The organism is Tsukamurella pseudospumae (genome assembly GCF_001575205.1).
GTDB classification, from domain to species: domain Bacteria; phylum Actinomycetota; class Actinomycetes; order Mycobacteriales; family Mycobacteriaceae; genus Tsukamurella; species Tsukamurella pseudospumae.
The window spans coordinates 106001-127993 of sequence record NZ_LSRE01000010.1; the positions used below are offsets into that span (position 1 = coordinate 106001).

Here is a 21993-nt window from a genome sequence, read left to right on the forward strand (position 1 = left end):
CAGCGCCGGAACTGCGATCTGCGTCACCACATTCCGGCGCGATCCGGATAGCCCTGTCGCCACGCGGATAGTGGCGTCCGTCACCCGTTCGTAGCGTGCATCACATCGCCACAGTCCCGCGATGAAGGAGAACCGTGAACACCGAATCGACAACCACCACTGACTACGACGTCGCCGTCATCGGCTACGGCCCGACCGGCCTCGTCCTCTCGTCGATGCTGGCGCGGGCGGGCCACCGAGTGGTGGCCGTCGAGCGCTGGCCGGGCCTCTACGGCATGCCGCGGCTGACGCACATCGACGGCGAGACCGCCCGGATCATCCAGGCCGCGGGCGATGTCGACAGCGCCCTGCGCGACGCCGCTCCCGCGGCGGTGTACGAGTGGCGCAACGGTGCGGAGGAGTTGCTGATCGCCGTCGACTGGTCGGGCGAGTCCAGCGGTTTCGCCGCGCACTACTCGATGTACCAGCCGCACATCGAGTGCTCGATCGACGAGCGCAACCGCACGCGCCCGAACCTCGACGTGCTCCAGGGCACCATCCTGGTGAGCATGGAGCAGTCGGACGATCACGTGGAGCTGGTCGTGCGCCCCTGGTCGCGCGACCGGGACGCGCAATGGGCCGATGCGCCGGAGCGCACGCTCACCGCACAGTACGTGGTCGGCGCGGACGGCGCCGGCAGCACGGTCCGCCACCTCCTCGGCATCGACCGCTCCGATCTCCACGTCGACGATCGCTGGCTCAACATCGACACCGAATGCGTTCGCCCCCTGGGCGACCGGTTCGACACCGCCCGGCAGTACTGCGACCCGCGTCAGCCCCACATGTTCATGCCGATCGGGCGGAGCCGCCAGCGGTTCGAGGTCGCGGTCCGGCCCGAGGACGACGCCGACGAGATGGCCACCGAGGAGTTCGCCTGGCGGTGGCTCCGGGCGCAGCACGACCTGGGGCCCGACGACGTGAAGATCCTGCGCCACATCGTGTACACGTTCTCCGCGTGCACCGCCGACGCCTGGCGTGCAGGGCGGGTGTTCCTGGCCGGCGATGCCGCGCACACGATGCCCCCGTACATGGGCCAGGGCGCGTGCTCCGGCATGCGGGACGGGATCACGCTCGCGTGGAAACTCGACCTCGTTCTGTCGGGGAGGGCCGGAGAGGCGTTGCTGGACACCTACGAGGCCGAGCGCCGACCGCACGTCGAGGTCATCCAGAACTGCGCCGTCGAGCTGGGACGCGTGGCGAACCTCAAGGACCCCGTGGCCGCCGCCGCGCGCGACATCGCCTTCCAGCGCGGCGAGGTCCCTCCCCTGCCACCGTTCCCGACGATCGCCGCGGGCGTGATCGACGCCGACGCCGACGGGCTGCCGGTCGACGTCGCCGGAACTCTTGCGCCGCAGGGCGTCGTGCGCCTCGCCGACGATCGCTCCGGGCGGTTCGACGACCTGCACCCGTGGGGGTTCGCAGTGGTCTCCACGCGCGACGCGACCGAGATCCTGGGGCCGGATCGCCTGACCTTCCTGGCCGAGCTCGGCGGCACCGTCGTCACCCTGGAGCCGGGGCATCCGCACTCGATCGTCGATGAGCACGGCACCTACGCCGCCTACTTCGCGGACACCGGCGCCGACGCCTTCCTCGTGCGCCCCGACTTCCACCTGTACGGTGCGGCCGGCCTCGCCGACCTGCCGCGACTGGTGGACGGCCTCCGGGTGAAGCTGAGCGCCGCTCCGGCCGTGGCGGTCGCCCGGTGAACGCCGGCGTGATCGCCGCCAACGACGCGCACTGGCGTGCGATGGGTGTCACCCGGCTCCTCGACGCGGGGATGCGGTACGACGACGTCCTCGGCCTCCGGGCGGGTACCGACGCCGGCCGGATGTGGGACGAGGTCGCCGAGGAGCTGGGCGACGCACGGACCGCCCAGGCGCTCGCGGCCGCCGAGGCGGGCCGAGCGGTCACCGCCCACGAGAGTCACCGCGCGGCCGCGGCCTGCTACCTGTTCGCCCAGATGGCGTTCAACTTCGACACCGACCGCAAGCGCCGGCTGTACGCCCGGTTCGACGACGCCGTGGCGGCCGCGGCCGCGCACTCCCCGGTCCCGATGCGCCGCGTGGAGGCCGAATTCGGCGCCGGCGCCCTGACCGGCTGGCGCCTGCGGCCGGACGCGCCTCGGGGCACCGTCGTGGTCTTCGGCGGCCAGAGCGGCTGGGGCGCCACATACCTGCGCTACGCCGATGCCCTCGTCGCCCGGGGGCTGGCCGTGATCCTCGCGGAGGGCCCGGGGCAGGGGGATTCGCGACTGGTGCACGGGGTGCATCTCGATGTGGACGTGGCCGCCGCGTTCGGTGTGTTCGTCGACCTCGCGAAGTCGGACGGGCCGGTCGGGGTGTGGGGCAACAGCGTCGGGGGCCTGTTCGCGGCGCTCACCGCGGCTCGGCATCCCGGCGTCACCGCGTGCTGCGTCAACGGGTCGTTCGCCGCGCCGCGCCTGCTCGAGTTCCGGACCTTCGCCGAACAGGCGAAGGCGATGCTCGGCAGGGCCGACGACGATGCGGTCATCGCGAACTTCGCGCGCCTGCGGTTCGATCCGGCCGCGGAGGCGATCCCCTGTCCGCTGCTGGTCCTGCACGGCGGGGCCGATCCGCTGGTGGACCTCGCCGATCAGCAGCCCTTCCTCGACGCCGCGACCGATGCGACACTGCGGATCTGGGACGACGGAGAACACACCATCTACAACCACGCCGACGAACGGAACGCGCTGGCCGCGGACTGGTTCGCCGAACGACTCGACGGGAACCGCGCATGAACTTCACCCACGAGAGCCTCTCGCAGAAGATCCGATTCGGGTCGGGGACCGCCCGCGACGCCCTCAGCGAGGTCACCGCCGGCGCCGCGCGGATCATGTTGATCTGCTCGCCGCGCGAGGCGGAGCGGGCCGCCGAGATCACCGTGGACCTCCCGGTGGCGCTCCACCACCACGATGTCGCGATGCACGTCCCCGTCGAGGTCGCGGATCGCGGCCGCAGCGCCGCCGCAGAGGCGCGGGCTGACCTGCTGCTGTGCTTCGGCGGCGGCTCGGCGATCGGTCTCGCCAAGGCCGTCGCGTTGACCACGTCGATCCCGATCGTCGCCGTCCCGACGACCTACTCCGGCTCCGAGGCGACGTCGATGTGGGGCATGACCGACAACGGTGTGAAGACCACGGGCGTCGACCCGCGCGTCGCGCCGCGGGCGATCGTCTACGACGCCGAGCTCACGCTGGGGCTTCCCGCTGAGATCGGCACGGCGTCGGGCCTCAACGCCCTCGCGCACAGCGTGGATGCGATGTGGGGCCCGCGCGCCGACCCGATCGACCGGGTCCTCGCGGCCGAATCCGCCCGCGCGGTCCGCGAGGGCCTCCCGGCGATCGCCGCCGACGCGTCCGACCTCACCGGCCGGGAGCAGGTGCTGTACGCCGCCTACCTGGCGGCGACGGCGTTCTCGTCGGCGGGATCGGGCCTGCACCACAAGATCTGCCACGTCCTGGGCGGCGCCTTCGACCTCCCGCACGCGCAGACGCACGCCGCGGTGCTCCCCCACGTCCTCGCCTTCAACGCGCCCGCTGCGCCGGAGGCGCAGGCCCGGCTCGCCGGGGCGTTCGGTGCTCCCACCGCCGTCGAGGGACTCGCCGCCCTCTACGACGAGGTGCGCGCGCCCCGCTCGCTGCGGGACCTCGGCATGGCCGAAGCCGACATCGCCCCCGCCGTCGAGGCGGTCCTGCCGCTGGTCCCCGCCGGGAACCCGCGCCCGGTCACCGCCGCCGACCTCCACCGCATCCTTTCCGCGGCGTGGTCCGGCGCCACGCCCGAGCACATCTAGGAGCCACCGTGCACGACACATCCACGACCGATCGGACGGCGACCGACCAGACCGCCGCCGAGCAGACCCGGGTCGAGCAGGCCCTGGTCGAGCGGGTCCTGCGGTCCTTCGCCGACACCGAGGACCCGCGCCTCAAAGACGTGCTGGAATCCCTGGTGCGGCACCTGCACTCGTTCATCCGCGAGATCCGCCTCACCGAGGCGGAATGGACCGCGGCGATCGACTTCCTCACCGCGTGCGGCCGCATCACCGACGACCGCCGGCAGGAGTTCATCCTGCTATCCGACGTTCTCGGCGCGTCCATGCAGACGGTCACCGTCAACAACGAACTCGACGGCGACGCCACCGAGGCCACCGTCTTCGGCCCCTTCTTCGTCGACGACGCGCCGTCGATCCCCTTCGGCGGCGACATCGCCGGCGGCGCGACCGGCGAGCCCTGCTGGGTCGAGGGCACCGTCACCGGGACCGACGGTGCGCCGATTCCCGACGCCCGGATCGAGGTCTGGGAGTGCGACGAGGACGGCCTCTACGACGTCCAGTACGGCGACGAGCGCACCGCTGCACGAGCCCGGCTCGAGACCCGCGGGGACGGCACGTACGGATTCTGGGGACTGCGGCCCGTGCCCTACCCCATCCCTGCCGACGGCCCCGTCGGCCGCCTGCTCGCGGCGACCGGACGCTCGCCCCTGCGCGCCGCGCACCTGCACTTCATGGTCTCCGCTCCCGGATTCCGGACCCTGGTGACGCACATCTTCGTCGAGGGCGACGAGCAACTCGTCATCGGCGACAGCGTCTTCGGCGTCAAGGACTCCCTGATCAAGCGCTTCGAGGCGCAGGGCGCCGGCGCGCCGGTGCCGACCGCGCGCGACCTCGGCGGCGGACCGTGGTCGCGCACCCGATTCGACATCGTCCTCTCCCTCGATCCGTCCGCGCACTGACCGCGCGACCCGCGCGGTGTTACGGACGGGCGACCGGCGCGGTTACCGCGCGATCACCGATTCCTCACCGCGTTCCCCCGGCACCGGGTGCGTTCGCGGCTCGGCCCACCATGGTGCGATCCGTTCACCGCTCGCGAAGGAGCCCCACCTGATGCCCATCACCGATCGCCGGATCACCCTGCGGTTCCTCGCCGCCCCCACCGACGTCGCGACGGTGGGCGGCGGAGTCCGTGGAGGCCGCATCCTCGAGTGGATCGACAAGGCCGCCTACGCCTGCGCCGCGGCGTGGTCGGGCGGTTACTCGGTGACCGCCTACGTCGGCAACATCGGATTCGGCCGTGACATCGCCTCGGGCGACGTCGTCGAGGTGCGGGCCACGCTGGTCCTCACCGGTCGCAGCAGCATGCACATCCGGTGCGAGGTCGCCTCCGCCGATCCGCGGGTGGGCACCTTCACCGTCGCCAGCACGTGCCTGCTCGTCTTCGTCGCCGTCGACGAGGACGGGAAGCCGACGCCCGTGCGGCAGTGGCAGCCGGTCCTCGCCGAGGACGTGCGCGCGGCCGAGGAGGCCGAGGCCCGCGCCGACGTGCGGCAGCGGATCGCGGCGGCCATGAGCGGCGCGGACTACACGCTGCCGACCGAGACGGAACACCGCACCACACGCTTCCTCGCCGCACCCACCGACATCAACTGGGGCGGCAAGGCACACGGCGGCCGGGTGATGGGCTGGATGGACGACGCCGCCTACCTGTGCGCCGCGGGCTGGAGCGGCGGCGAGGCGGTCAGCGTCTACGTCGGTGGCGTGCGCTTCTACCGCCCTGTCCAGATCGGGCAGGTCATCGAGGTCTCTGCTCGCCTGCTGCACACGGGCCGGCAGACGATGCACGTCTCCGTCCACCTCTCCACCTGCTGGCCGCACGAGTACGCCCCCCAGCCCGCCGCCCACGCGCTGCACGTGCTCGCTGCGCTCGACACCGGCGGCGACGCGACGGCCGTGCGCCCGTGGACACCGCGGTTGCCCGGCGACATCGCGCTCGACGCGCACGCCCGCGAGCTGATCGCGATCCGCGGACGCCGCTCCGCCTCGGCCGCGACGCGGATGGTGGCCATCTGACCGGATAGACTTCTGCCATGGTCCGGCAGCCCCTCACCCCCGAACAGATCGCCGCGGGTCGGCGTCTCGGGGCGCGGCTGCGCACGGCGCGCGGTGCCCGCAGGCCCGACGAGGTGGCACGCGCGGCGGGGATCTCCCCCGAGACGCTGCGCAAGATCGAGACCGGCCGGATGGCGACGCCCGCGTTCGGCACCGTCGTCGCGTTGGCGGCCGTGCTCGGCGAGCCTCTGGACGCGCTGGCGTCGGAGTACCTGGACGCCGAGGGGCTGCGCCACACCGGGTAGCGCGTGGTATTTTAATACCATGATGGAGCTCAAGACCCCCGCCGAGATCGCAAAGATGCGCACCACCGGCATCTTCATCGCCGAGTTGCTCGATGAGCTGACCGGCATGGCCGAGGTCGGCATGAATCTCATGGAGCTCGAGTACCGCGCACGGAAGATGATCGAGGACCGGGGCGCCGTGTCCTGCTACTGGGATTACGCCCCCTCGTTCGGCAGCGGCCCGTTCCGCAATGTCACGTGCCAGTCCGTGAACGACGCCTGCCTGCACGGACTCCCGCACGAGTACGTCTTCGCCGACGGCGACCTCCTCACGGTCGACATCGCGGTGACCATCGACGGTTGGACCGCCGATGCCGCCCGCAGCGTCAGCGTGGGTACGGCCCGCCCGGAGGACACGCGGCTCATCGAGTGCACCCGCGAGGCACTCGACGCCGCGATCGAGGAGATGCGGCCGGGCAACAAGCTGGGCACCGTCTCGTCCGTGATCGGCGCCGTCGCGAAGAAGTACGGCTACCCGGTGAACACGCAGTTCGGCGGCCACGGGATCGGCCGGACCATGCACGAGGACCCGCATGTTCCGAACGTCGGGAAGGCCCGCAAGGGCATGCTGCTCCGCACCGGCACGACCCTGGCGCTCGAGCCGTGGTTCTGCGCGACCACCGACGAGATCACCTTCGATCCCGACGGCTGGACCCTGCGCTCCGCCGACGGTTCCCGCGCCGCGCACAGCGAGCACACCGTGGCCGTCACCGAGGACGGTCCCGTGGTTCTCACGGCTCGCGCCTGAGCACGTCGAGCCGGGACCGGTCCGGCGCGTACTCGCCTAATTGTTAGTTGCCGCCGATAACTCTTACTAGACTGGCCGACACGCACCGGAGGAGCTGAGAGGCCGGCACAGTCGTGAGAAGCGCACGGATCCTGATGAACGCGGTCGCCGCGAGCCACCTCGCCCTGACCGTGATCATGTGGCTCCTCCGCGGGGATATCCGCACGCAGATCGCGCAACAACATCCCCGATTCTCGCCCGCAGAACTCGACGACGCGGCGTCGATCGCAACCACGTCGGGCGTGGCCTTCCACCTGATCCTCGCGGTTGTCTACGCCTTCCTCGCGGCGAGACTCCCCCGAGGATTCCGGCTGGCCATCGCCGCACAGGTCGCGGGCATCGTCTTCAGCCTCGTGTCCTGGAGATCGTCACCCACGTTCCATCCGGTGATTCCGATTCTCGACGTGGTGCAGCTCGCAACCATCGTCATGCTCGTCCGTGCGCGGAGAAGCGCCCCGGAGGCCGACCGCCGCCGCGGCTCGACACCCCCTCGCGGCGCAGATCGACACAAGCGCGACCCGTGAAACCGGGACGCCTCAGCGCTGCGCGCCGATGAACACCCGGGCGGCCTCGCGCGCACCGTCGACCACGCCGTCCGGACCGAGGATCGCGGCGGTGGTGCGCGCCCCTCGGTGGGTGGTCCTCACGGCGCGGGCGTAACGGCCCCTCGAACCGGGTCCACCTCAGGCCTGGTCCACCTCAGGCCGGGCGGGCTCGAACGGCGTCTCCTGATAGACGCAGTGGTTCAACCAGTTCGCGTACAGCAGGTGGCCGTGGCCGCGCCAGCGGTTGCGGGGCGCGGCGCCCCTGTCGTCGCCGGGGAAGTAGTTCGCGGGGACGGGGATCGACGCATCCTGCGCGCTGTCGCGGAGGAACTCGGCGGCGAGGGTGCCCGCGTCGTACTCCGGATGTCCGGTGACGAAGACGCGGCGACCGTCAGTGGTGGCGGCCAGGTACAGACCGGCGTCGTCGCTCACTGCGAGCACCTCGACCTCATCCGTGGCCTCGACATCGCCGACGTTCACGTCGGTGTGTCGCGAGTGCGGCGCGAGGAAGTCGTCGTCGAAGCCCGTGAGGATCGGTGACCTCGCGCCCGTCAGACGGTGCGCGAAGACGCCGGAGATCTTCTGCGGCACCTCGTGCTTGCCGACGCCGTAGTGCCGGTACAGCGCCGCCTGCGCGCTCCAGCACACGTGCAGGGTCGACTGGACGTTCGTCGCGGTCCAGTCCAGGATCCGCGTCATCTCCGGCCAGTAGTCGACATCCTCGAAGTCGAGCCGCTCGATCGGCGCCCCGGTGATGATCATGCCGTCGAAGTACTGGCCGGCAACGTCGTCGAAGGTCGAGTAGAACGCCTCGAGATGCTCGGAGGAGGTGGTCCGCGAGACATGACTGGCCATGTGGAGCAGCGTGATCTCGATCTGCAGCGGAGAATTGCTGAGCAGCCGGAGCAACTGGGTCTCGGTGGTGATCTTGGTGGGCATCAGATTGAGGATGGCGATCCGCATCGGGCGGATGTCCTGGTGCGCCGCGCGCTCGTCGGACATGACGAAGATCTTCTCCGCCTCGAGTATTGCTCGGGCGGGAAGGTCGTGCGGGACTGTGACGGGCATCGTCGATCAGGTTAGTACGTCAGCGCTGCGCGCCGATGAGCACCCGGGCGGCCTCGCGCGCACCGTCGACCACGCCGTCCGGACCGAGGATCGCGGCGGTGGTGAGCGCTCCCTCGGTGAGCAGGCCGATCTGGATCGCGACGCGCTCGGGCAGCCCGGCATCGGCGACCAGCGCCGACAGTTCGTCCTGGTAGCAGGCCTTGTTGTGCACCGCGGCGTCGGCGACGGTCGGCGAGGTCGCGCCCAGTTCACCGTAGCTGTTGATGAACGAGCAGCCACGGAAGTCATTCTCCGCGAACATCTCGTCCAGCCAGTCGAAGACGGCCAGGACCCGATCCTCCGGCGCGGCCGCCCGGTCCACGTACTTGTGCAGCCCGTCGGTCCAGCGCCGGTCGCTGATGGTCAGCACCTCGGCGACGAGCGCGTCCTTCGACGGGAAGAGCTTGTAGATCGCCTTGAGCGACACCCCCGCGGCAGTGCGGATCTCGTCCATCCCCACGGCTTGGATCCCCTTGCCGTAGAACAATTTCTCCGCTGCTTCGAGGACTGCTGCCCGCTGCTGGTCCGCATCCATCTTGTGCCACCCCTTGACGCGAGAACGATCGTTCCCCTACTGTAGCACTCAGCGCGAGAACGAACGTTCTCCGCAAAGTCGACAAGGAGCAGATCATGAGTAGGACCATCCTCGAACCCGCCGCCCGGGCCTTCTCCGACGCCACCGCGAACCCGCCCTACCTGTTCGACCTCGGCCCCGTCGAGGGGCGCAAGACCGTCGACGAGGTGCAGTCCGACGAGGGCGTCGCACTCCCCGAGGTCGACGAGGAGTGGATCACCGTCGCCGGCGGCCCGACCGGCGAGGTCCGCACCCGCATCGTCCGCCCCAAGGGCGCCACCGGCGTGCTGCCCGTCATCTTCTTCATCCACGGCGCGGGCTGGGTGTTCGGCAACGCCCACACGCACGATCGCCTGGTCCGCGAGCTGGTCGTCGGCACCGGCGCGGCTGCGGTCTTCCCCGAGTACGACCTGTCCCCCGAGGCGCGCTACCCGATCGCCATCGAGCAGAACTACGCCGTGGCCCAGTGGGTCGTGAACTCCGGCGCCGAGGAGAACCTCGACGGCACCCGGATCGCCGTGTCCGGCGACTCGGTCGGCGGCGACATGGCCGCCGTCCTCGCCCTGCAGGCCAAGGCGCGCGGCGACGTGAAGCTGGCCGCCCAGGTCCTGCTGTACCCGGTCGTGGACGCGAACTTCGAGACCGCCTCCTACCATGAGTTCGCCGAGGGCTACTTCCTGCGGCGCGACGCCATGCAGTGGTTCTGGGACCAGTACACGACCGACGAGGCGCAGCGCGCAGAGATCTTCGCCTCTCCCCTGAACGCCACCGTCGACCAGCTGCGCGACCTGCCGCCCGCCACCGTCATCACCGCCGAGGCGGACGTCCTGCGCGACGGTGGCGAGGCCTACGCCGCCAAGCTGCGCGAGGCCGGCAACCAGGTGACCGCCGTGCGCATCGGCGGGGTCATCCACGACTTCATGATGCTCAACGCGCTGCGCGAGACCCACGGCGCCCAGGCGGCTTTCGAGATCGCCATCAGCGCGCTGCGCCGCGCTCTCATCGCTTGAGCCTCGCCCGAGTCAGCGCCGGAACACCGGCTCCAGCCGAGCCAGTGCCTCCTCGATCTCGGCGGTCGCGCCGGCGAAGCTGAGGCGGATGAACCGATCACCCCGGGCCGTGTCGAAGTCCAGGCCCGGGGTGATCGCCACCCCGGTCTCGTCGAGAACCCTTGCGCACCATGCCAACGAGTCGTCGGTGAGGTGACCGATGTCGGCGTAGGCGTAGAAGGCACCGTCCGGCGGCGCGACCTCCGTGACGCCGAGCCCGCGGAGCCCGGCGAGCACGATCTCCCGGTTGCGCGCGTACCCGGCGACGTGCCCGTCGAGTTCCTCGCGCGCCTCGTCGGAGAACGCCGCGACCGCGGCGTGCTGGCTGATCGCGGGCGGGCAGATCGTCATGTTCGCGGTGAGCCGTTCGACGGGCCGCCGCAGGTATTCGGGCAGCAGCATCCAGCCCAAGCGCCAGCCCGTCATCGCGAAGTACTTCGACACCGAGCCCATCACCACCTGCTCGCGCGAGAACTCCCACGCGCACGACGTGGGCCGCCCGTAACTCACGCCGTGGTAGATCTCGTCGGAGATGAGCAGTGTGCCGTGCGCCTCGCACCAGCGCGCGAGGTCCGCCAGATCCGACGGTGCCAGGATCGTCCCGGTCGGGTTCGCGGGGCTCGCGACGATGAGCCCCCTCGGCGGCTCGGGGAGCGATTCGAGCATCGCCACCGTCGGCTGGTAGCGGGTCGCTGCGCCGCAGTCGAGCTCGACGACCCGGCACCCCAGTGCCGCAAGGGTGTTGCGGTAGGCGGGGTAGCCCGGCCGGGCCATGACGACGGTGTCCCCCGCGTCGAAGGCCGCGAGGAAGACCAGCGTGAACGCGCCGGACGATCCGGTGGTGACGGCGACCGCCTCGCTCGGCACGTCCAGGCCGTAGGCGCGGCCGTAGTGCGCCGCGATCGTCTCCCGCAGCGGCGCGATCCCCAGCGACTCGGTGTAGCCCAGCGGCCCGGCGTCGAGCGCCGCGTGCGCCGCGGCGAGCACCGGCCTCGGTGCGCCCGCGCTCGGCTGCCCGGCGGCCAGCGAGATCACGTCACCGTGCGTCTCCCGGCGCCTCGCCGCCGCGGCGAGCACGTCCATGACGTGGAACATCTCGACATCGGAGCGCTGCGATTCCTGCATGCGTTCCATGGTGTCATCCGCGGATTCGCCTGCCGCGGGAACCGGCGGTGCCGCCGATGCGTCCAATGGATGAGGGGGTGAAGCAATGCCGGCACAGGCTTGGGTCACGTTGATCGTCGGACTGGTCGCCGCGATCGGCGTTGTCGCGACGTGGCGGCAGAAGGTCGAAGCCGATCGTCGTGCGGAGTGGTGGCGGCGAGTGAGTTGGGCGTTCGATCATGTCCTCAGCGGAGACGACCAGCGCGTGACGTTCGGCTGGACCATCCTCATCCGCCTCAGAGAATCGCGGTTGGCCACTCGCGATGACAGGGCGGTATTCGGATTCCTTGCTGACGACTGGATCATCAACGACAATGAGGACGAGCAGGCAGAAGGAGGGTACTTGTGACTGATTCAGCACCGAAGCGTGTCCGCAACGAATTCTGGCGGCAGCGGGCCCGCCGCGCGGCTGCCCACATCGTCCTGGCCTCGAGCAAGGAGACCGGGATTCCGGTGAGTGCCGCAGTACAGCAAATCCTCGATGAGGAAGCGCAGGAGAACGCGAAGAGCGCCTGATCAGCGCGTCGGCCGCGTCAGGAACGCAGTCACCTCGCGGCCGATCCGCGTGATCACCACCGTCATCGGCTGGGTTCCCTGGAGCTTCAGTCGCTTGCGCAGCACGTCCGGGTCCACGCCCGCCCCGCGGGTGAGGATCTCCACCGAGCCCACGTCGCGGCGGCGCAGCTCCGCCCGCAGCGCTTTCTCGGAGAACTTCGCGACATCGAGGATCTCGAAGCCGCGCTCCCCCTCCGGCACCGCATCGCCGGTCAGATAGGCGATGTGCGGGTCCAGCTGCCAGAGCCCGTGCCGCGCGGCGTAATGCCGCACCAGCCCGGCGCGGATGACGGCACCGTCGGGCTCGATCAGGTACTTCCCCGCGGGTTCCGCGTCCACGTCGTGCGCGTCGGACGAGAACACCTCGTAGCCGCCCCCGCCGGCGCGGAGCACCGTCGCCCTGGTCAGCCCGGGGACGGCGACGGGGCCGGACCAGAGGCAGGCCTCGCGGACGCCGCCGTCGAGCGAGACGATCTCGACCTCGCCCCGGAACGGGTCCGTCGCGGCCGACCGCAGTCCGGCGTAGTCGATGCCGGGCGCGGTCTTCACGGCCAGGGACCTCCCGGAATAGGCCTCCCGCAGGGCCGACAGCGCCGGAGACATCTGCTCCGGGTCGACGATGCGCCGCCCGCCGGCCCGCCGCGCGGGGTCGGCGATGACGACGTCTGCGGTCGAGGTGGGGGTCAGGGCGTCGGCGACGTACACCAGCGCACGCGGCACGTTGTGCGCGGCCATCCGCGCACGCAGTGGGTCCAGGTCACTGCCGACCACACGCGGGCACACCTGGACCAGGGCACGCAGTTCCGCACCGATCGAGCAGGTCACGTCGTGCACCGACAGCCAGGCCAGGCGGCGGGCGCGGTGCTCCGCGACCGCCGACGGGGTGGCCTGCTGCACCGCTTCGTCGGTGAGCAGCCAGGCCCCGATGTCACTGACGTCACCGAATTTGCCGGCCGCGCGGCGGCGGGCCCGCACCTGCTCGATGACCGCCGGGGCGTGCGGCCCCGCGACGCCGCGCACCGCCGCCACATCCGACAGCAGGGACGCGTCCGTCAGGGCCAGACGGTCCGCCGCGGCCACGGCCGCGGCACCGTCGGCCGTGCGGAGATAGGCGAGATCGGCCCCGTCCAACCCGGCGCGCCCGGACTACTCGGGCTTAGTGCCCGTGATGGCCAGGTTGTAGAAGAACTTGCGCGGCACCACGCGGCGCAGCACGTTCTCGTCGAGCGCGGACAGCTTCTTCCAGCCGCCGAACGCGAACCCGGCCCAGCCGAAGCCGAGCTTCTCCGGCGGCACGGCCGCCTCGAAGGTACGCACCGGCCAGCCCAGGAAGGCGGCGGTGAACTCGTCGGTGGTGGCCTTGACCTCGACGGCGCCGGCGCGGGCCGCCATGGCCTCCATCTCGTCCGGGTCGAAGGTGTGGATGTCGACCACGGCCTCGAGCGCCGCGGCGCGCGAGGACTCGTCGAGCTCGGCCTGCGGGCGGCGCCAGTCCGCGAGGAAGGGCAGCTTCGTCGCGTTGGTGGTGATGCCCCAGGTGATGCGACCGAGCCACCGGGCGTAGAAATCGCCGATCGTGGTGGGCTCGCCCGCGAAGACGAAGCGGCCGCCCGGCTTGAGCACGCGCAGCACCTCGCGCAGCGACTGCTCCACATCGGGGATGTGGTGCAGCACCGCGTGGCCCACGACCAGATCGAAGGTGTCGTCCTCGTACGGGATGGTCTCGGCGTCGGCGACCCGGCCGTCGACGGTGTGCCCGAGAGCCTCTCCGTTGCGGAGCGCGACCTTCACCATGCCGGGCGAGAGGTCCGTGACCGAGCCGGTCTCGGCGACGCCCGCCGACAGGAGGTTGAGCAGGAAGAAGCCGGTGCCGCAGCCCAGCTCCAGGGCCCGGCCGTAGGGCTTCTCGTTGTCCCCGCCGGTGGCGGCCTCGAAGCGGTCGCGGGCGTAGTCGATGCACCGCTCGTCGAAGCTGATGTGCCACTTCTCGTCGTACGTCTCGGCTTCCCAGTCGTGGTAGAGCACCTGGGCGAGCTTCGTATCGGAGAACGCGGCCGCAACCTCGTCCGCGGTGGCGTGCGGGTTGGGGGCCGGCTGCTGGTCGGTCATGAAGGCCTTTCGAGAAGATTGTTCCCGTCAGGTTACCGCCCGGTCAGTTCACCGCCAACCCGCGTGATGAGAACGCGTTCCACCACAGCCGCGGACGGGGAGTCACTTGCCGACGAACTTCGCCTTGCCCGGACCGTTCTCGATGAACGAGGTCATGCCGATGGTCCGGTCCTCGGTGGCGAAGAGGCCCGCGAACAGGTGCCGCTCGATCGCCAGGCCCGTGTTCAGGTCGGTGTCCAGGCCCTGGTCGATGGCCTGCTTGGCCGCGCGCAGCGCCTGCGAGGCCGCGCCCGTGAACTGCTTGGCCCAGGTCAGGGCGGCGTTGTAGACCTCGTCGGGCGCGACGACCTCGTCGACGAGACCGATCTGCAGGGCCTCGTCGGCGCCCACGAACCGGCCCGTGAAGACCATGTCCTTGGCCTTCGCCGGACCCACCAGGCGGGCGAGGCGCTGCGTGCCGCCGCCGCCGGGGATCACGCCGAGCAGGATCTCCGGCACGCCCACCTTGGCGTTGTCGCCCACGATCCGGCGGTCGGCGCCCAGCGCCACCTCGAGGCCGCCGCCCAGCGCGTACCCGGTGACGGCCGCGACGGTCGGCTTGGTGATCGACGCGATCGCCGACAGGCCGCTCTGGAGCAGCTTGATGGCCTCACTCATGTCCGTGTAGCCCATCGCCTGCATCTCCTTGATGTCCGCGCCGGCGGCGAACACCTTCGGGCCGCCGTACACGACGACGGCCTTGATGTCGTCGCGGCGGTTCACCTCGTCGGCGAGGGCCAGGAGCTCGGTCTGCACCTGCGAGTTGATCGCGTTCATCGGCGGCCGGTTCAGGCGGATGGTGCCGATACCGGGGTGCTCGTCGGAGGTCTCCAGGGTCACGAATTCAGTCATGACCCAAGAGGTTACCGGGTGCCCGGAGATTTAGTTGGACGTCCACGTATTCGCGCAACGGAGCCGTCAGTAGATCGTGGCTCCCGCCGCGTACTCCACGTGCCCCGGAAACTCCCGGTCCTCGCGCCGCATACCGTCGACGATGGCGACGGGCGTCAGGTCCGCGGCCTCCGCGGCCCACCCCAACGCGTCCTCGACGGTCTCAAAGGGCAGGAGCTGGTGCAGCTGGGAGTACGTGGGCGCCATCAGCTTGTTGCGGCCGCCGAGCCACGCATCGATCACCGCCTGCGGGCTGTGCCACCCCGCCGACACCGCCTCGGTGGTCACGCACCGCGCCTCCTGCCCGACGGGCAGGGCCGCGAGGTAGAACATCGTGTCGTAGCGGCGCGGCCGCCCGGGTGGAGTCACCCACCGCGACAGCGGTACCAACTCGTCCGGGTCGACGCGGACGCCGCACTCCTCCTGCGTCTCCCGCGCCGCGGTCACCGTCAAGTCCCCGTCGTCCGACGGCTCGATGCCGCCGCCCGGGAACACCGTCACGTCGGGCGCGAACTCCATCCCGCTCGCCCGGGTCTGCACGAAGACCTCCAGGCCCGACGGTGCCGTCCGCAGCAGCAGGACCGTGGCCGCGGGCCGGATCGGGACGTCCGCGAGATCGCGCCGGTGCCCGGCGCCCTGCCCACTCATGCCTGCAGCCTCCTCCGACCGGGACGCGACGCTCTGCGCGCGAAGTAGCGGCCGTCCACCTCGTCGAGCAGGATCCGCTGGCTGAAGGTTTCCGAGAGCACCTCGGCCGTGAGCACGTCAGCGATGAGACCCTGCGCGACGACGCCGCCCTCCTTGAGCAGCAACGCGTGCGTGAACCCCGGCGGGATCTCCTCGACGTGGTGCGTCACGAGCACCGTGGCGGGCGCGTCCGGATCCTGCGCGAGCGTGTCGAGTCGGGCGACCAGTTCCTCGCGGCCCCCGAGGTCCAGACCGGCGGCCGGCTCGTCGAGCAGCATGAGCTCCGGATCGGTCATGAGCGCCCGGGAGATGAGCACGCGCTTGCGCTCACCCTCGGAGAGCGTGCCGAAGCGACGGTTCGCGAGATGCTCGGCGCCCATGGACTCGAGCACGTCGACCGCGCGGCTGATGTCCACGGCGTCGTACCGCTCGCGCCACCGGCCCAGCACCGCGTAGCCGGCCGAGACCACCACGTCGGTCACCAGCTCGTCGTCGGGCACGCGAGCCGCGAGCGCCGCCGTGCTGACGCCGATCCGGGCCGTCAGGTCCTGCACCACGGTCTTTCCCAGCACCTCACCGAGGATGTGGGCCGTGCCCGCCGTCGGGAAGACCTGCGCGGATGCGAGGCGCATCAGGGAGGTCTTGCCCGCGCCGTTGGGGCCGATCACGACCCACCGCTCGTCGATCTCCACGCGCCAGTCGATCGGACCGACGAGGGTGCGCCCGTCGCGCCGCAGGCTCACGCCGCGGAAGTCGACGAGCAGGTCCTGGTCGGGTTCGTCGGCCTCGGCGGGCGCGACGGCGGGGGCGGTGGAAACAGCGGCGGGATCGGACACATCCCCATCCTGCCGCACGGGGTCGGTCGCGGTTGGCAGGATGGTCCCCGTGTCCACAGACCACCGCTCCCCGTCTCCCGGTGCCGCCACCCCGCTCGGCGCCCTCCCGCTGCCCGGCGGCGTGAACTTCGCCGTGCACGCGCCCCGCGCCACCGACGTGTGGGTGTGTCTCGTCGACGTCGACGAGGCGGGGGTCCGGCACGAGCAACGGCTGCGGCTGCCCACCCAGACCGCCGGCGTGCACCACGGCTTCGTCGCGGGGATCGGTGAGGGCACGCGGTACTGCCTGCGCGCCGCAGGCCCCTGGGAGCCGGAGACCGGGCTGCGGTTCAACGAGCGCAAGGCCCTCGTCGACCCGTACGCCCGCAGGATCGACGGCGCGCTGGGCGACGGCGCGGCCCTGCTGCCCTACGGGGAGGACGGCGGACCGTCGGACGTCGATTCGCTCGCCGACATCCCGCTCTCCGTGGTCACCGGGACGCCCCCGGCGCCCGAACCCGGCCCGGGCGTGCCGTGGGACCGGACCGTGATCTGCGAGGTGCACGTGGGCTCGTACACCGCGCGGCATCCCGGCGTGCCCGAGGAACTGCGCGGCACGTACCTGGGCCTCGCCCAGCCCGCGGTGCTCGAGCATCTGCGCAGGATCGGCGTCACGGCAGTGGAGCTACTACCGGTGCAGGCGTGCCTCACCGAGCCCGGCGTGCGCTCGCGGGGCATGCGCAACCACTGGGGCTACTCGACGGGGGCGTACTTCGCCCCGGATCCCCGGTACGCGGCGCGTCCGGGCGAGGAGGTCGAGGAGTTCACCGCGATGGTCTCCGCGCTGCACGCGGCCGGCCTCGAGGTCCTCATGGACGTGGTCTACAACCACACGGCGGAGGAGTCCGTCGCCGGACCGTCGCTGGCCTGGCGCGGCCTCGACGCCCCCGGCTACTACCTCCTGGAGAACGGCGACGACCTGGACTACACCGGGTGCGGCAACACCGTCGACTGCGCGTCCCCCGCGGCGCTGCGGATGGTGCTCGACAGTCTGCGCCTGTTCGCCGGCGAATACGGCGTCGACGGATTCCGGTTCGACCTGGCGAGCGTGCTCGGCCGCGGCCGCACCGGCACAGGACCCCAGGGCCCCGTCATCCCGTTCGACCACCGCGCGCCCCTCTTGTCGGCCATCGCCGCGGACCCGCTGCTGGCCTCTCGCAAGCTCATCGCCGAGCCCTGGGACGCAACCGGTGAGGGCTACCGGGTCGGCGGTTTCCCGGCGGTGTGGGCGGAGTGGAACGACCGCTACCGCGACACCGTGCGGTCCTTCTTCGCGGGCGGCAGCACCGTGGGCGACCTCGCCTCGCGCGTGTCCGGCAGCCAGGATCTGTTCGGCGCGCAGGGCCGCTCGCCCTTCTCGTCGATCAACTTCGTCACGGCTCACGACGGCTTCACCGCCCGCGACCTGGTGAGCTACGAGCGCAAGCACAACGAGGCCAACGGCGAGAAGAACCGCGACGGCACGGACAACAACCACTCCGTCAACCACGGATTCGAGGGCGGCACCACCGATCCCGCGATCCTCGCCGCCCGCGCGGCCCACGTCCGGGCCCTGCTGGCCACCCTGCTGCTGTCCACGGGCACGCCGATGCTCCTCGGCGGCGACGAGCTGGGGCACACGCAGTACGGCAACAACAACGCCTACTGCGTGCCTCTCGACACCCCCGCGGCCGATGCCTTCGCCGTGGACTGGGACGCCGCCGACGCCGACCTCACCGCGTTCGTCGCGCGCGTCGCGATGGTGCGGCGGGCGGCCCCGGTGCTACGGCAGCACGAGTTCTTCGACGGCCGCGCGACGCAGGACGGGGAGCCCGACCTCGCCTGGTTCGCCGCCGACGGTGCCGAGATGCCCGGAGACGCCTGGCAGTCGCCCGAGGTCCGGACGTTGCAGGCCTGGGTCGACGGCTCCGACGTGCGCTCCCCCGGCCACGACCGGGCCGTCCCCGAGAAGGACGCGCTCATCATCTGGCACTCCGGCGGCGACGCCGTCGTCGTCCTCGGCGGGCCGGAGACGTGCACGCACGGTTGGGAGCTCATCGTCGACACCTCGCAGCCGGGGGGCGCACCCGCCGATCGGCCGGACGGCGGTCCGGCGGTGTTCGGCTCCCGCGCGGAGGTCACGGTCTCGGGGCCGACGGTGCTGGCCTTCCAGCAGGTCTGACCGAGCTGCCCGGCGATCGGCCGGGCGCCGGGCTCAGCCGTCGATCGGCACGCGGCGGACCTCGCCGTCGACGGCGTCGGCGGCCTCGATCTCGTCGCGGGTGACGCCGAGCACGAACAGCACCGCGTCGAGGTACGGATGCGACAGGGCCGCGTCGGCGACCTCGCGTAGGGCCGGCTTGGCGTTGAACGCGACGCCCAGGCCAGCTGCGGAGAGCATGTCGATGTCGTTGGCGCCGTCGCCGACCGCCACCGTCTCCTCCACCGGCACCCCGAAGGCGTCGGCGAACTCGCGCAGCGCGCGGGCCTTGCCGGGTCGGTCGACGACCTCGCCGACCACGCGGCCGGTCAGCACACCGTCGACAACCTCGAGGGTGTTGGCGCGCACGAAGTCCAGCTCGAGGTCCTGCGCGAGCGGCTCGATGACGGCGGTGAAGCCGCCGGAGACCACGCCGCAGCGGTAGCCCAGCCGCTTGAGCGTGCGGATCGTGGTGCGGGCGCCGGGCGTGAGCTGCAGGCCCGCGGCGACGTCGTCGATGACGGACGCGGGCAGGCCCGCGAGATTGCGCACCCGGGCGTGCAGCGACTGCTCGAAGTCGAGTTCGCCGCGCATCGCGGCCTCGGTGACGGCCGCGACCTCGGCCTCCTTGCCGGCGCGCGCCGCCAGCATCTCGATGACCTCGCCCTGCACCAGCGTGGAGTCGACGTCGAAGCAGATCAGGCGCTTGGACCTGCGGGCGATGCCGGCACGCGAGGTGGCGATGTCGACGCCCTGCTCCTTCGCGACGACGGCCAGGGACGCTCGGAAGGCGGTCTCGTCGGCACCGTCGGGAACGGTCACCATGAGCTCGAGGGCGGTGACGGGGTAGTCGGCGACGCCGGCGATCGACTCGATGTTGACCTCGCCGGCGGCGAGCGCGGTGGCGACCTCCGAGAGCGCACGCGCGCTGACCGGCGCGCCCATCAGGACGACGGCGTGCGTCGGGACGGGCGGACGGGGCGGCTGCTCGCCGGTGATCTCGACGGCGACGTCCATCCCGACGGTGGCCATCGCCTGCTCGACGAGCTCCTGCACGTGCTCGGGGTCGCCGTGGACCGCGGCGAGCACGCCGAGCGTGAGCCGCCCCCGGATGACGGTCTGCTCGACATCGAGGACGCTGACCTCGCCGCGTGCCAGGACTCCGAACAGGACGGAGCTGACGCCGGGCTTGTCGCCGCCGGTCACGGTGATGAGGATCGTGGGGTCCGAGGTCGCATCGTGCACGCTGAAATCGTAGTGGCACCAGGTGCAACGACGAACGGCGCCTCCCGCGGAAGGAGACGCCGTTCGTGGATGAGCTTCGGGGCTTAGTGGCCCTTGCCGGGACCCGAGTGGGCCTCGGCGCGCATGCGCTCGACCATGTGCGGGTAGTGCAGCTCGAACGCCGGACGCTCCGAACGGATCCGGGGCAGCTCGGTGAAGTTGTGCCGCGGCGGCGGGCAGCTGGTGGCCCACTCGAGGCTGTTGCCGAAGCCCCACGGATCGTCGACCGTGACGACCTCGCCGTACCGGTAGCTCTTGAAGACGTTCCACACGAAGGGCAGCGTCGAGGCGCCCAGGATGAACGCGCCGAGCGTCGAGATCTGGTTCAGCGTGGTGAAACCGTCGGTGTCGAGGTAGTCGGCGTAACGACGCGGCATGCCCTCGGCGCCGACCCAGTGCTGCACCAGGAAGGTCATGTGGAAGCCGATGAAGGTGAGCCAGAAGTGCCAGCGGCCCAGGCCCTCGTCGAGCATGCGCCCCGTCATCTTCGGGAACCAGAAGTAGATGCCCGCGTAGGTGGCGAACACGATGGTGCCGAAGAGCACGTAGTGGAAGTGCGCGACCACGAAGTAGGTGTCGGACACCGCGAAGTCGAGCGGCGGCGACGCGAGGAGCACGCCGGTCAGACCGCCGAACAGGAAGGTCACGATGAAGCCGATCGAGAACAGCATCGGCGACTCGAAGGTTATGTGACCTCTCCACATCGTCAATATCCAGTTGAAGAACTTCACGCCCGTGGGCACCGCGATCAGGAAGGTCATGAAGCTGAAGAAGGGCAGCAGCACCGCGCCGGTGGCGTACATGTGGTGCGCCCACACCGCGACGGACAGTGCCGCGATGGCCAGCGTGGCCAGGACCAGGCCGCTGTAGCCGAAGATCGGCTTGCGACTGAAGACGGGGAAGATCTCCGAGACGATGCCGAAGAAGGGCAGCGCGATGATGTACACCTCGGGGTGCCCGAAGAACCAGAACAGGTGCTGCCAGAGGATGACGCCACCGTTGGCCGGGTCGTAGATGTGCGCACCGAACTGGCGGTCGACCTCGAGGCCCATGAGCGCCGCGGTCAGCAGCGGGAAGGCCACCAGGATCAGCAGCGAGGTCACCAGGATGTTCCAGGTGAAGATCGGCATGCGGAACATCGTCATGCCGGGGGCACGCATGCAGATCACGGTGGTGACCATGTTGACGGCGCCGAGGATGGTGCCGAGACCACCCACGCCGAGGCCCATGATCCACAGGTCGGCGCCGGCGCCGGGCGAGTGCAGCGCGTCGGTCAGCGGGGTGTACGCGGTCCAGCCGAAGTCCGCGGCGCCACCGGGGGTGATGAAGCCGGAGATCACCATGATCGCGCCGAACACGAACAGCCAGTACCCGAACGCGTTGAGGCGCGGGAACGCGACGTCCGGCGCGCCGATCTGCAGCGGCAGCACGAAGTTCGCGAAGCCGATGACGATCGGGGTCGCGTACAGCAGCAGCATGACGGTGCCGTGCATGGTGAACAGCTGGTTGAACTGCTCGGTGGACAGGAACTGCAGGCCCGGATTCGCGAGCTCGGCTCGCATCAGCAGCGCCATCAGGCCACCGATGAGGAAGAACGCGAAACACGTGACGATGTACATGATGCCCAGCGTCTTGTGATCGGTCGTCGTCACCAGCTTGTAGATGAACGACCCCTTGGGCCCGGTCCGCTGCGGGTACGGACGTGCGGCGGTCACCTCGACTGCCGGACGATGCGCTTGCGCGGTCACAAATCCTCCTGCCCTGTGGCCCACCGGATCCGCGGCTGTCGGAACCGGTACTGGCCTCTTCATTCAGGTCTATCGGGCGGTGTTCGCTCACGGCGGACGCCACCCTCGTGAAGTAAGAGTAGCCCCTCTTCCCCGCCCGTGTCCTGGGGGTCCTACTCCGCGTCGTACTCGCGTCG

At 70.8% G+C, this 21993-nt stretch carries 22 protein-coding genes; 12 read left to right on the forward strand and 10 right to left on the reverse strand.

Going from position 1 to position 21993, the window contains the following annotated elements; genetic code table 11:
* Positions 1-134: 134 nt before the first annotated feature.
* From mhpA to AXK61_RS07900, 8 genes are all read left to right on the forward strand, one after another.
* Positions 135-1745 (forward strand): bifunctional 3-(3-hydroxy-phenyl)propionate/3-hydroxycinnamic acid hydroxylase MhpA, encoded by a 1611-nt coding sequence (gene mhpA, locus AXK61_RS07865; RefSeq protein WP_068572070.1) that lies wholly within the window; start codon positions 135-137, stop codon positions 1743-1745.
* On the forward strand, positions 1742-2797 hold the full coding sequence (locus AXK61_RS07870; protein ID WP_231855473.1) for an alpha/beta hydrolase: 1056 nt from the start codon (positions 1742-1744) through the stop codon (positions 2795-2797). The genes mhpA and AXK61_RS07870 overlap by 4 nt, the downstream gene beginning before the upstream one ends.
* Complete coding sequence (locus AXK61_RS07875; RefSeq protein ID WP_068572068.1) at positions 2794-3849, forward strand: maleylacetate reductase; 1056 nt, start codon at positions 2794-2796, stop codon at positions 3847-3849. Before AXK61_RS07870 ends, AXK61_RS07875 begins: the two co-directional genes overlap by 4 nt.
* Positions 3850-3857: 8 nt before the next feature.
* On the forward strand, positions 3858-4787 hold the full coding sequence (locus tag AXK61_RS07880; protein ID WP_068572066.1) for a dioxygenase family protein: 930 nt from the start codon (positions 3858-3860) through the stop codon (positions 4785-4787).
* A 151-nt stretch (positions 4788-4938) separates the two neighbouring features.
* On the forward strand, positions 4939-5901 hold the full coding sequence (locus AXK61_RS07885) for an acyl-CoA thioesterase (RefSeq protein WP_068572064.1): 963 nt from the start codon (positions 4939-4941) through the stop codon (positions 5899-5901).
* Positions 5902-5918: 17 nt separating this feature from the next.
* Positions 5919-6185, forward strand: coding sequence for a helix-turn-helix domain-containing protein (locus AXK61_RS07890; RefSeq protein WP_068744675.1), 267 nt, complete (start codon positions 5919-5921; stop codon positions 6183-6185).
* A 19-nt stretch (positions 6186-6204) separates the two neighbouring features.
* Positions 6205-6972, forward strand: a complete 768-nt coding sequence (gene map, locus AXK61_RS07895; protein ID WP_068744677.1) for a type I methionyl aminopeptidase — start codon at positions 6205-6207, stop codon at positions 6970-6972.
* A 134-nt stretch (positions 6973-7106) separates the two neighbouring features.
* The gene (locus AXK61_RS07900) at positions 7107-7535 is read left to right on the forward strand and encodes a hypothetical protein (RefSeq protein WP_068572058.1); all 429 of its coding nucleotides are present in this window, start codon (positions 7107-7109) and stop codon (positions 7533-7535) included.
* Positions 7536-7694: 159 nt separating this feature from the next.
* Here the strand turns inward: AXK61_RS07900 and AXK61_RS07905 are convergent, their stop codons facing one another.
* On the reverse strand, positions 7695-8624 hold the full coding sequence (locus tag AXK61_RS07905; RefSeq protein WP_068572056.1) for a homoserine O-succinyltransferase: 930 nt from the start codon (positions 8622-8624) through the stop codon (positions 7695-7697).
* Between the two features lie 19 nt (positions 8625-8643).
* Positions 8644-9198: a TetR/AcrR family transcriptional regulator gene (locus AXK61_RS07910; RefSeq protein WP_068744678.1), complete on the reverse strand. Its 555-nt coding sequence runs from the start codon at positions 9196-9198 to the stop codon at positions 8644-8646.
* 95 nt (positions 9199-9293) lie between these two features.
* Between AXK61_RS07910 and AXK61_RS07915 the strand changes: the two genes are divergently transcribed.
* Positions 9294-10247, forward strand: a complete 954-nt coding sequence (locus tag AXK61_RS07915) for an alpha/beta hydrolase (protein WP_068744680.1) — start codon at positions 9294-9296, stop codon at positions 10245-10247.
* A 12-nt stretch (positions 10248-10259) separates the two neighbouring features.
* On the opposite strand, the gene AXK61_RS07920 is transcribed toward AXK61_RS07915, so the two are convergent.
* Positions 10260-11420 carry a pyridoxal phosphate-dependent aminotransferase gene (locus tag AXK61_RS07920; RefSeq protein ID WP_068572050.1) on the reverse strand — a complete coding sequence of 387 codons (1161 nt, stop codon included), beginning with the start codon at positions 11418-11420 and terminating at the stop codon, positions 10260-10262.
* A gap of 76 nt (positions 11421-11496) precedes the next feature.
* Here AXK61_RS07920 and AXK61_RS07925 point away from each other — a divergent pair, with 76 nt between their 5' ends.
* A complete protein-coding gene (locus AXK61_RS07925; protein ID WP_068572048.1) occupies positions 11497-11799 on the forward strand; it encodes a hypothetical protein in 303 nt (100 codons plus the stop codon).
* Complete coding sequence (locus AXK61_RS24880) at positions 11796-11966, forward strand: hypothetical protein (RefSeq protein WP_156485606.1); 171 nt, start codon at positions 11796-11798, stop codon at positions 11964-11966. The genes AXK61_RS07925 and AXK61_RS24880 overlap by 4 nt, the downstream gene beginning before the upstream one ends.
* Here the strand turns inward: AXK61_RS24880 and AXK61_RS07930 are convergent, their stop codons facing one another.
* The 5 genes from AXK61_RS07930 to AXK61_RS07950 all read right to left on the reverse strand — a co-directional run bounded on the left by AXK61_RS07930 (position 11967) and on the right by AXK61_RS07950 (position 16567).
* Complete coding sequence (locus tag AXK61_RS07930) at positions 11967-13136, reverse strand: class I SAM-dependent methyltransferase (RefSeq protein WP_068572046.1); 1170 nt, start codon at positions 13134-13136, stop codon at positions 11967-11969.
* Positions 13137-13151: 15 nt separating this feature from the next.
* A complete protein-coding gene (locus tag AXK61_RS07935) occupies positions 13152-14114 on the reverse strand; it encodes a class I SAM-dependent methyltransferase (protein WP_068572044.1) in 963 nt (320 codons plus the stop codon).
* 102 nt (positions 14115-14216) lie between these two features.
* Positions 14217-15005, reverse strand: a complete 789-nt coding sequence (locus tag AXK61_RS07940; protein ID WP_068572042.1) for an enoyl-CoA hydratase/isomerase family protein — start codon at positions 15003-15005, stop codon at positions 14217-14219.
* A gap of 66 nt (positions 15006-15071) precedes the next feature.
* Positions 15072-15692 carry an NUDIX hydrolase gene (locus AXK61_RS07945; protein ID WP_068572039.1) on the reverse strand — a complete coding sequence of 207 codons (621 nt, stop codon included), beginning with the start codon at positions 15690-15692 and terminating at the stop codon, positions 15072-15074.
* Positions 15689-16567 (reverse strand): ABC transporter ATP-binding protein, encoded by an 879-nt coding sequence (locus AXK61_RS07950; RefSeq protein ID WP_068744682.1) that lies wholly within the window; start codon positions 16565-16567, stop codon positions 15689-15691. The genes AXK61_RS07945 and AXK61_RS07950 overlap by 4 nt, the downstream gene beginning before the upstream one ends.
* 40 nt (positions 16568-16607) lie before the next feature.
* On the opposite strand from AXK61_RS07950, the gene glgX reads away from it, so the two are divergent.
* Positions 16608-18767 carry a glycogen debranching protein GlgX gene (gene glgX / locus AXK61_RS07955; protein WP_068744684.1) on the forward strand — a complete coding sequence of 720 codons (2160 nt, stop codon included), beginning with the start codon at positions 16608-16610 and terminating at the stop codon, positions 18765-18767.
* A gap of 33 nt (positions 18768-18800) precedes the next feature.
* Here glgX and serB read toward each other — a convergent pair whose 3' ends face one another.
* Together serB and ctaD are read right to left on the reverse strand one after the other, a co-directional pair.
* Positions 18801-20030: a phosphoserine phosphatase SerB gene (gene serB / locus AXK61_RS07960; protein WP_068744686.1), complete on the reverse strand. Its 1230-nt coding sequence runs from the start codon at positions 20028-20030 to the stop codon at positions 18801-18803.
* An 83-nt stretch (positions 20031-20113) separates the two neighbouring features.
* Complete coding sequence (ctaD, locus tag AXK61_RS07965; RefSeq protein WP_068744688.1) at positions 20114-21817, reverse strand: aa3-type cytochrome oxidase subunit I; 1704 nt, start codon at positions 21815-21817, stop codon at positions 20114-20116.
* Positions 21818-21993: the final 176 nt, after the last annotated feature.

Excerpts from the sequence above, each read along its gene's own strand:
- AXK61_RS07875 (WP_068572068.1), top strand. The coding sequence starts at position 2,794 with ATGAACTTCACCCACGAGAGCCTCTCGCAGAAGATCCGATTCGGGTCG.
- AXK61_RS07885 (WP_068572064.1), top strand. The coding sequence starts at position 4,939 with ATGCCCATCACCGATCGCCGGATCACCCTGCGGTTCCTCGCCGCCCCC.
- AXK61_RS07890 (WP_068744675.1), top strand. The coding sequence starts at position 5,919 with ATGGTCCGGCAGCCCCTCACCCCCGAACAGATCGCCGCGGGTCGGCGT.
- map (WP_068744677.1), top strand. The coding sequence starts at position 6,205 with ATGATGGAGCTCAAGACCCCCGCCGAGATCGCAAAGATGCGCACCACC.
- AXK61_RS07900 (WP_068572058.1), top strand. The coding sequence starts at position 7,107 with ATGAACGCGGTCGCCGCGAGCCACCTCGCCCTGACCGTGATCATGTGG.
- AXK61_RS07905 (WP_068572056.1), bottom strand. The coding sequence starts at position 8,624 with ATGCCCGTCACAGTCCCGCACGACCTTCCCGCCCGAGCAATACTCGAG.
- AXK61_RS07910 (WP_068744678.1), bottom strand. The coding sequence starts at position 9,198 with ATGGATGCGGACCAGCAGCGGGCAGCAGTCCTCGAAGCAGCGGAGAAA.
- AXK61_RS07915 (WP_068744680.1), top strand. The coding sequence starts at position 9,294 with ATGAGTAGGACCATCCTCGAACCCGCCGCCCGGGCCTTCTCCGACGCC.
- AXK61_RS07920 (WP_068572050.1), bottom strand. The coding sequence starts at position 11,420 with ATGGAACGCATGCAGGAATCGCAGCGCTCCGATGTCGAGATGTTCCAC.
- AXK61_RS07925 (WP_068572048.1), top strand. The coding sequence starts at position 11,497 with ATGCCGGCACAGGCTTGGGTCACGTTGATCGTCGGACTGGTCGCCGCG.
- AXK61_RS07935 (WP_068572044.1), bottom strand. The coding sequence starts at position 14,114 with ATGACCGACCAGCAGCCGGCCCCCAACCCGCACGCCACCGCGGACGAG.
- AXK61_RS07940 (WP_068572042.1), bottom strand. The coding sequence starts at position 15,005 with ATGACTGAATTCGTGACCCTGGAGACCTCCGACGAGCACCCCGGTATC.
- AXK61_RS07945 (WP_068572039.1), bottom strand. The coding sequence starts at position 15,692 with ATGAGTGGGCAGGGCGCCGGGCACCGGCGCGATCTCGCGGACGTCCCG.
- glgX (WP_068744684.1), top strand. The coding sequence starts at position 16,608 with ATGGTCCCCGTGTCCACAGACCACCGCTCCCCGTCTCCCGGTGCCGCC.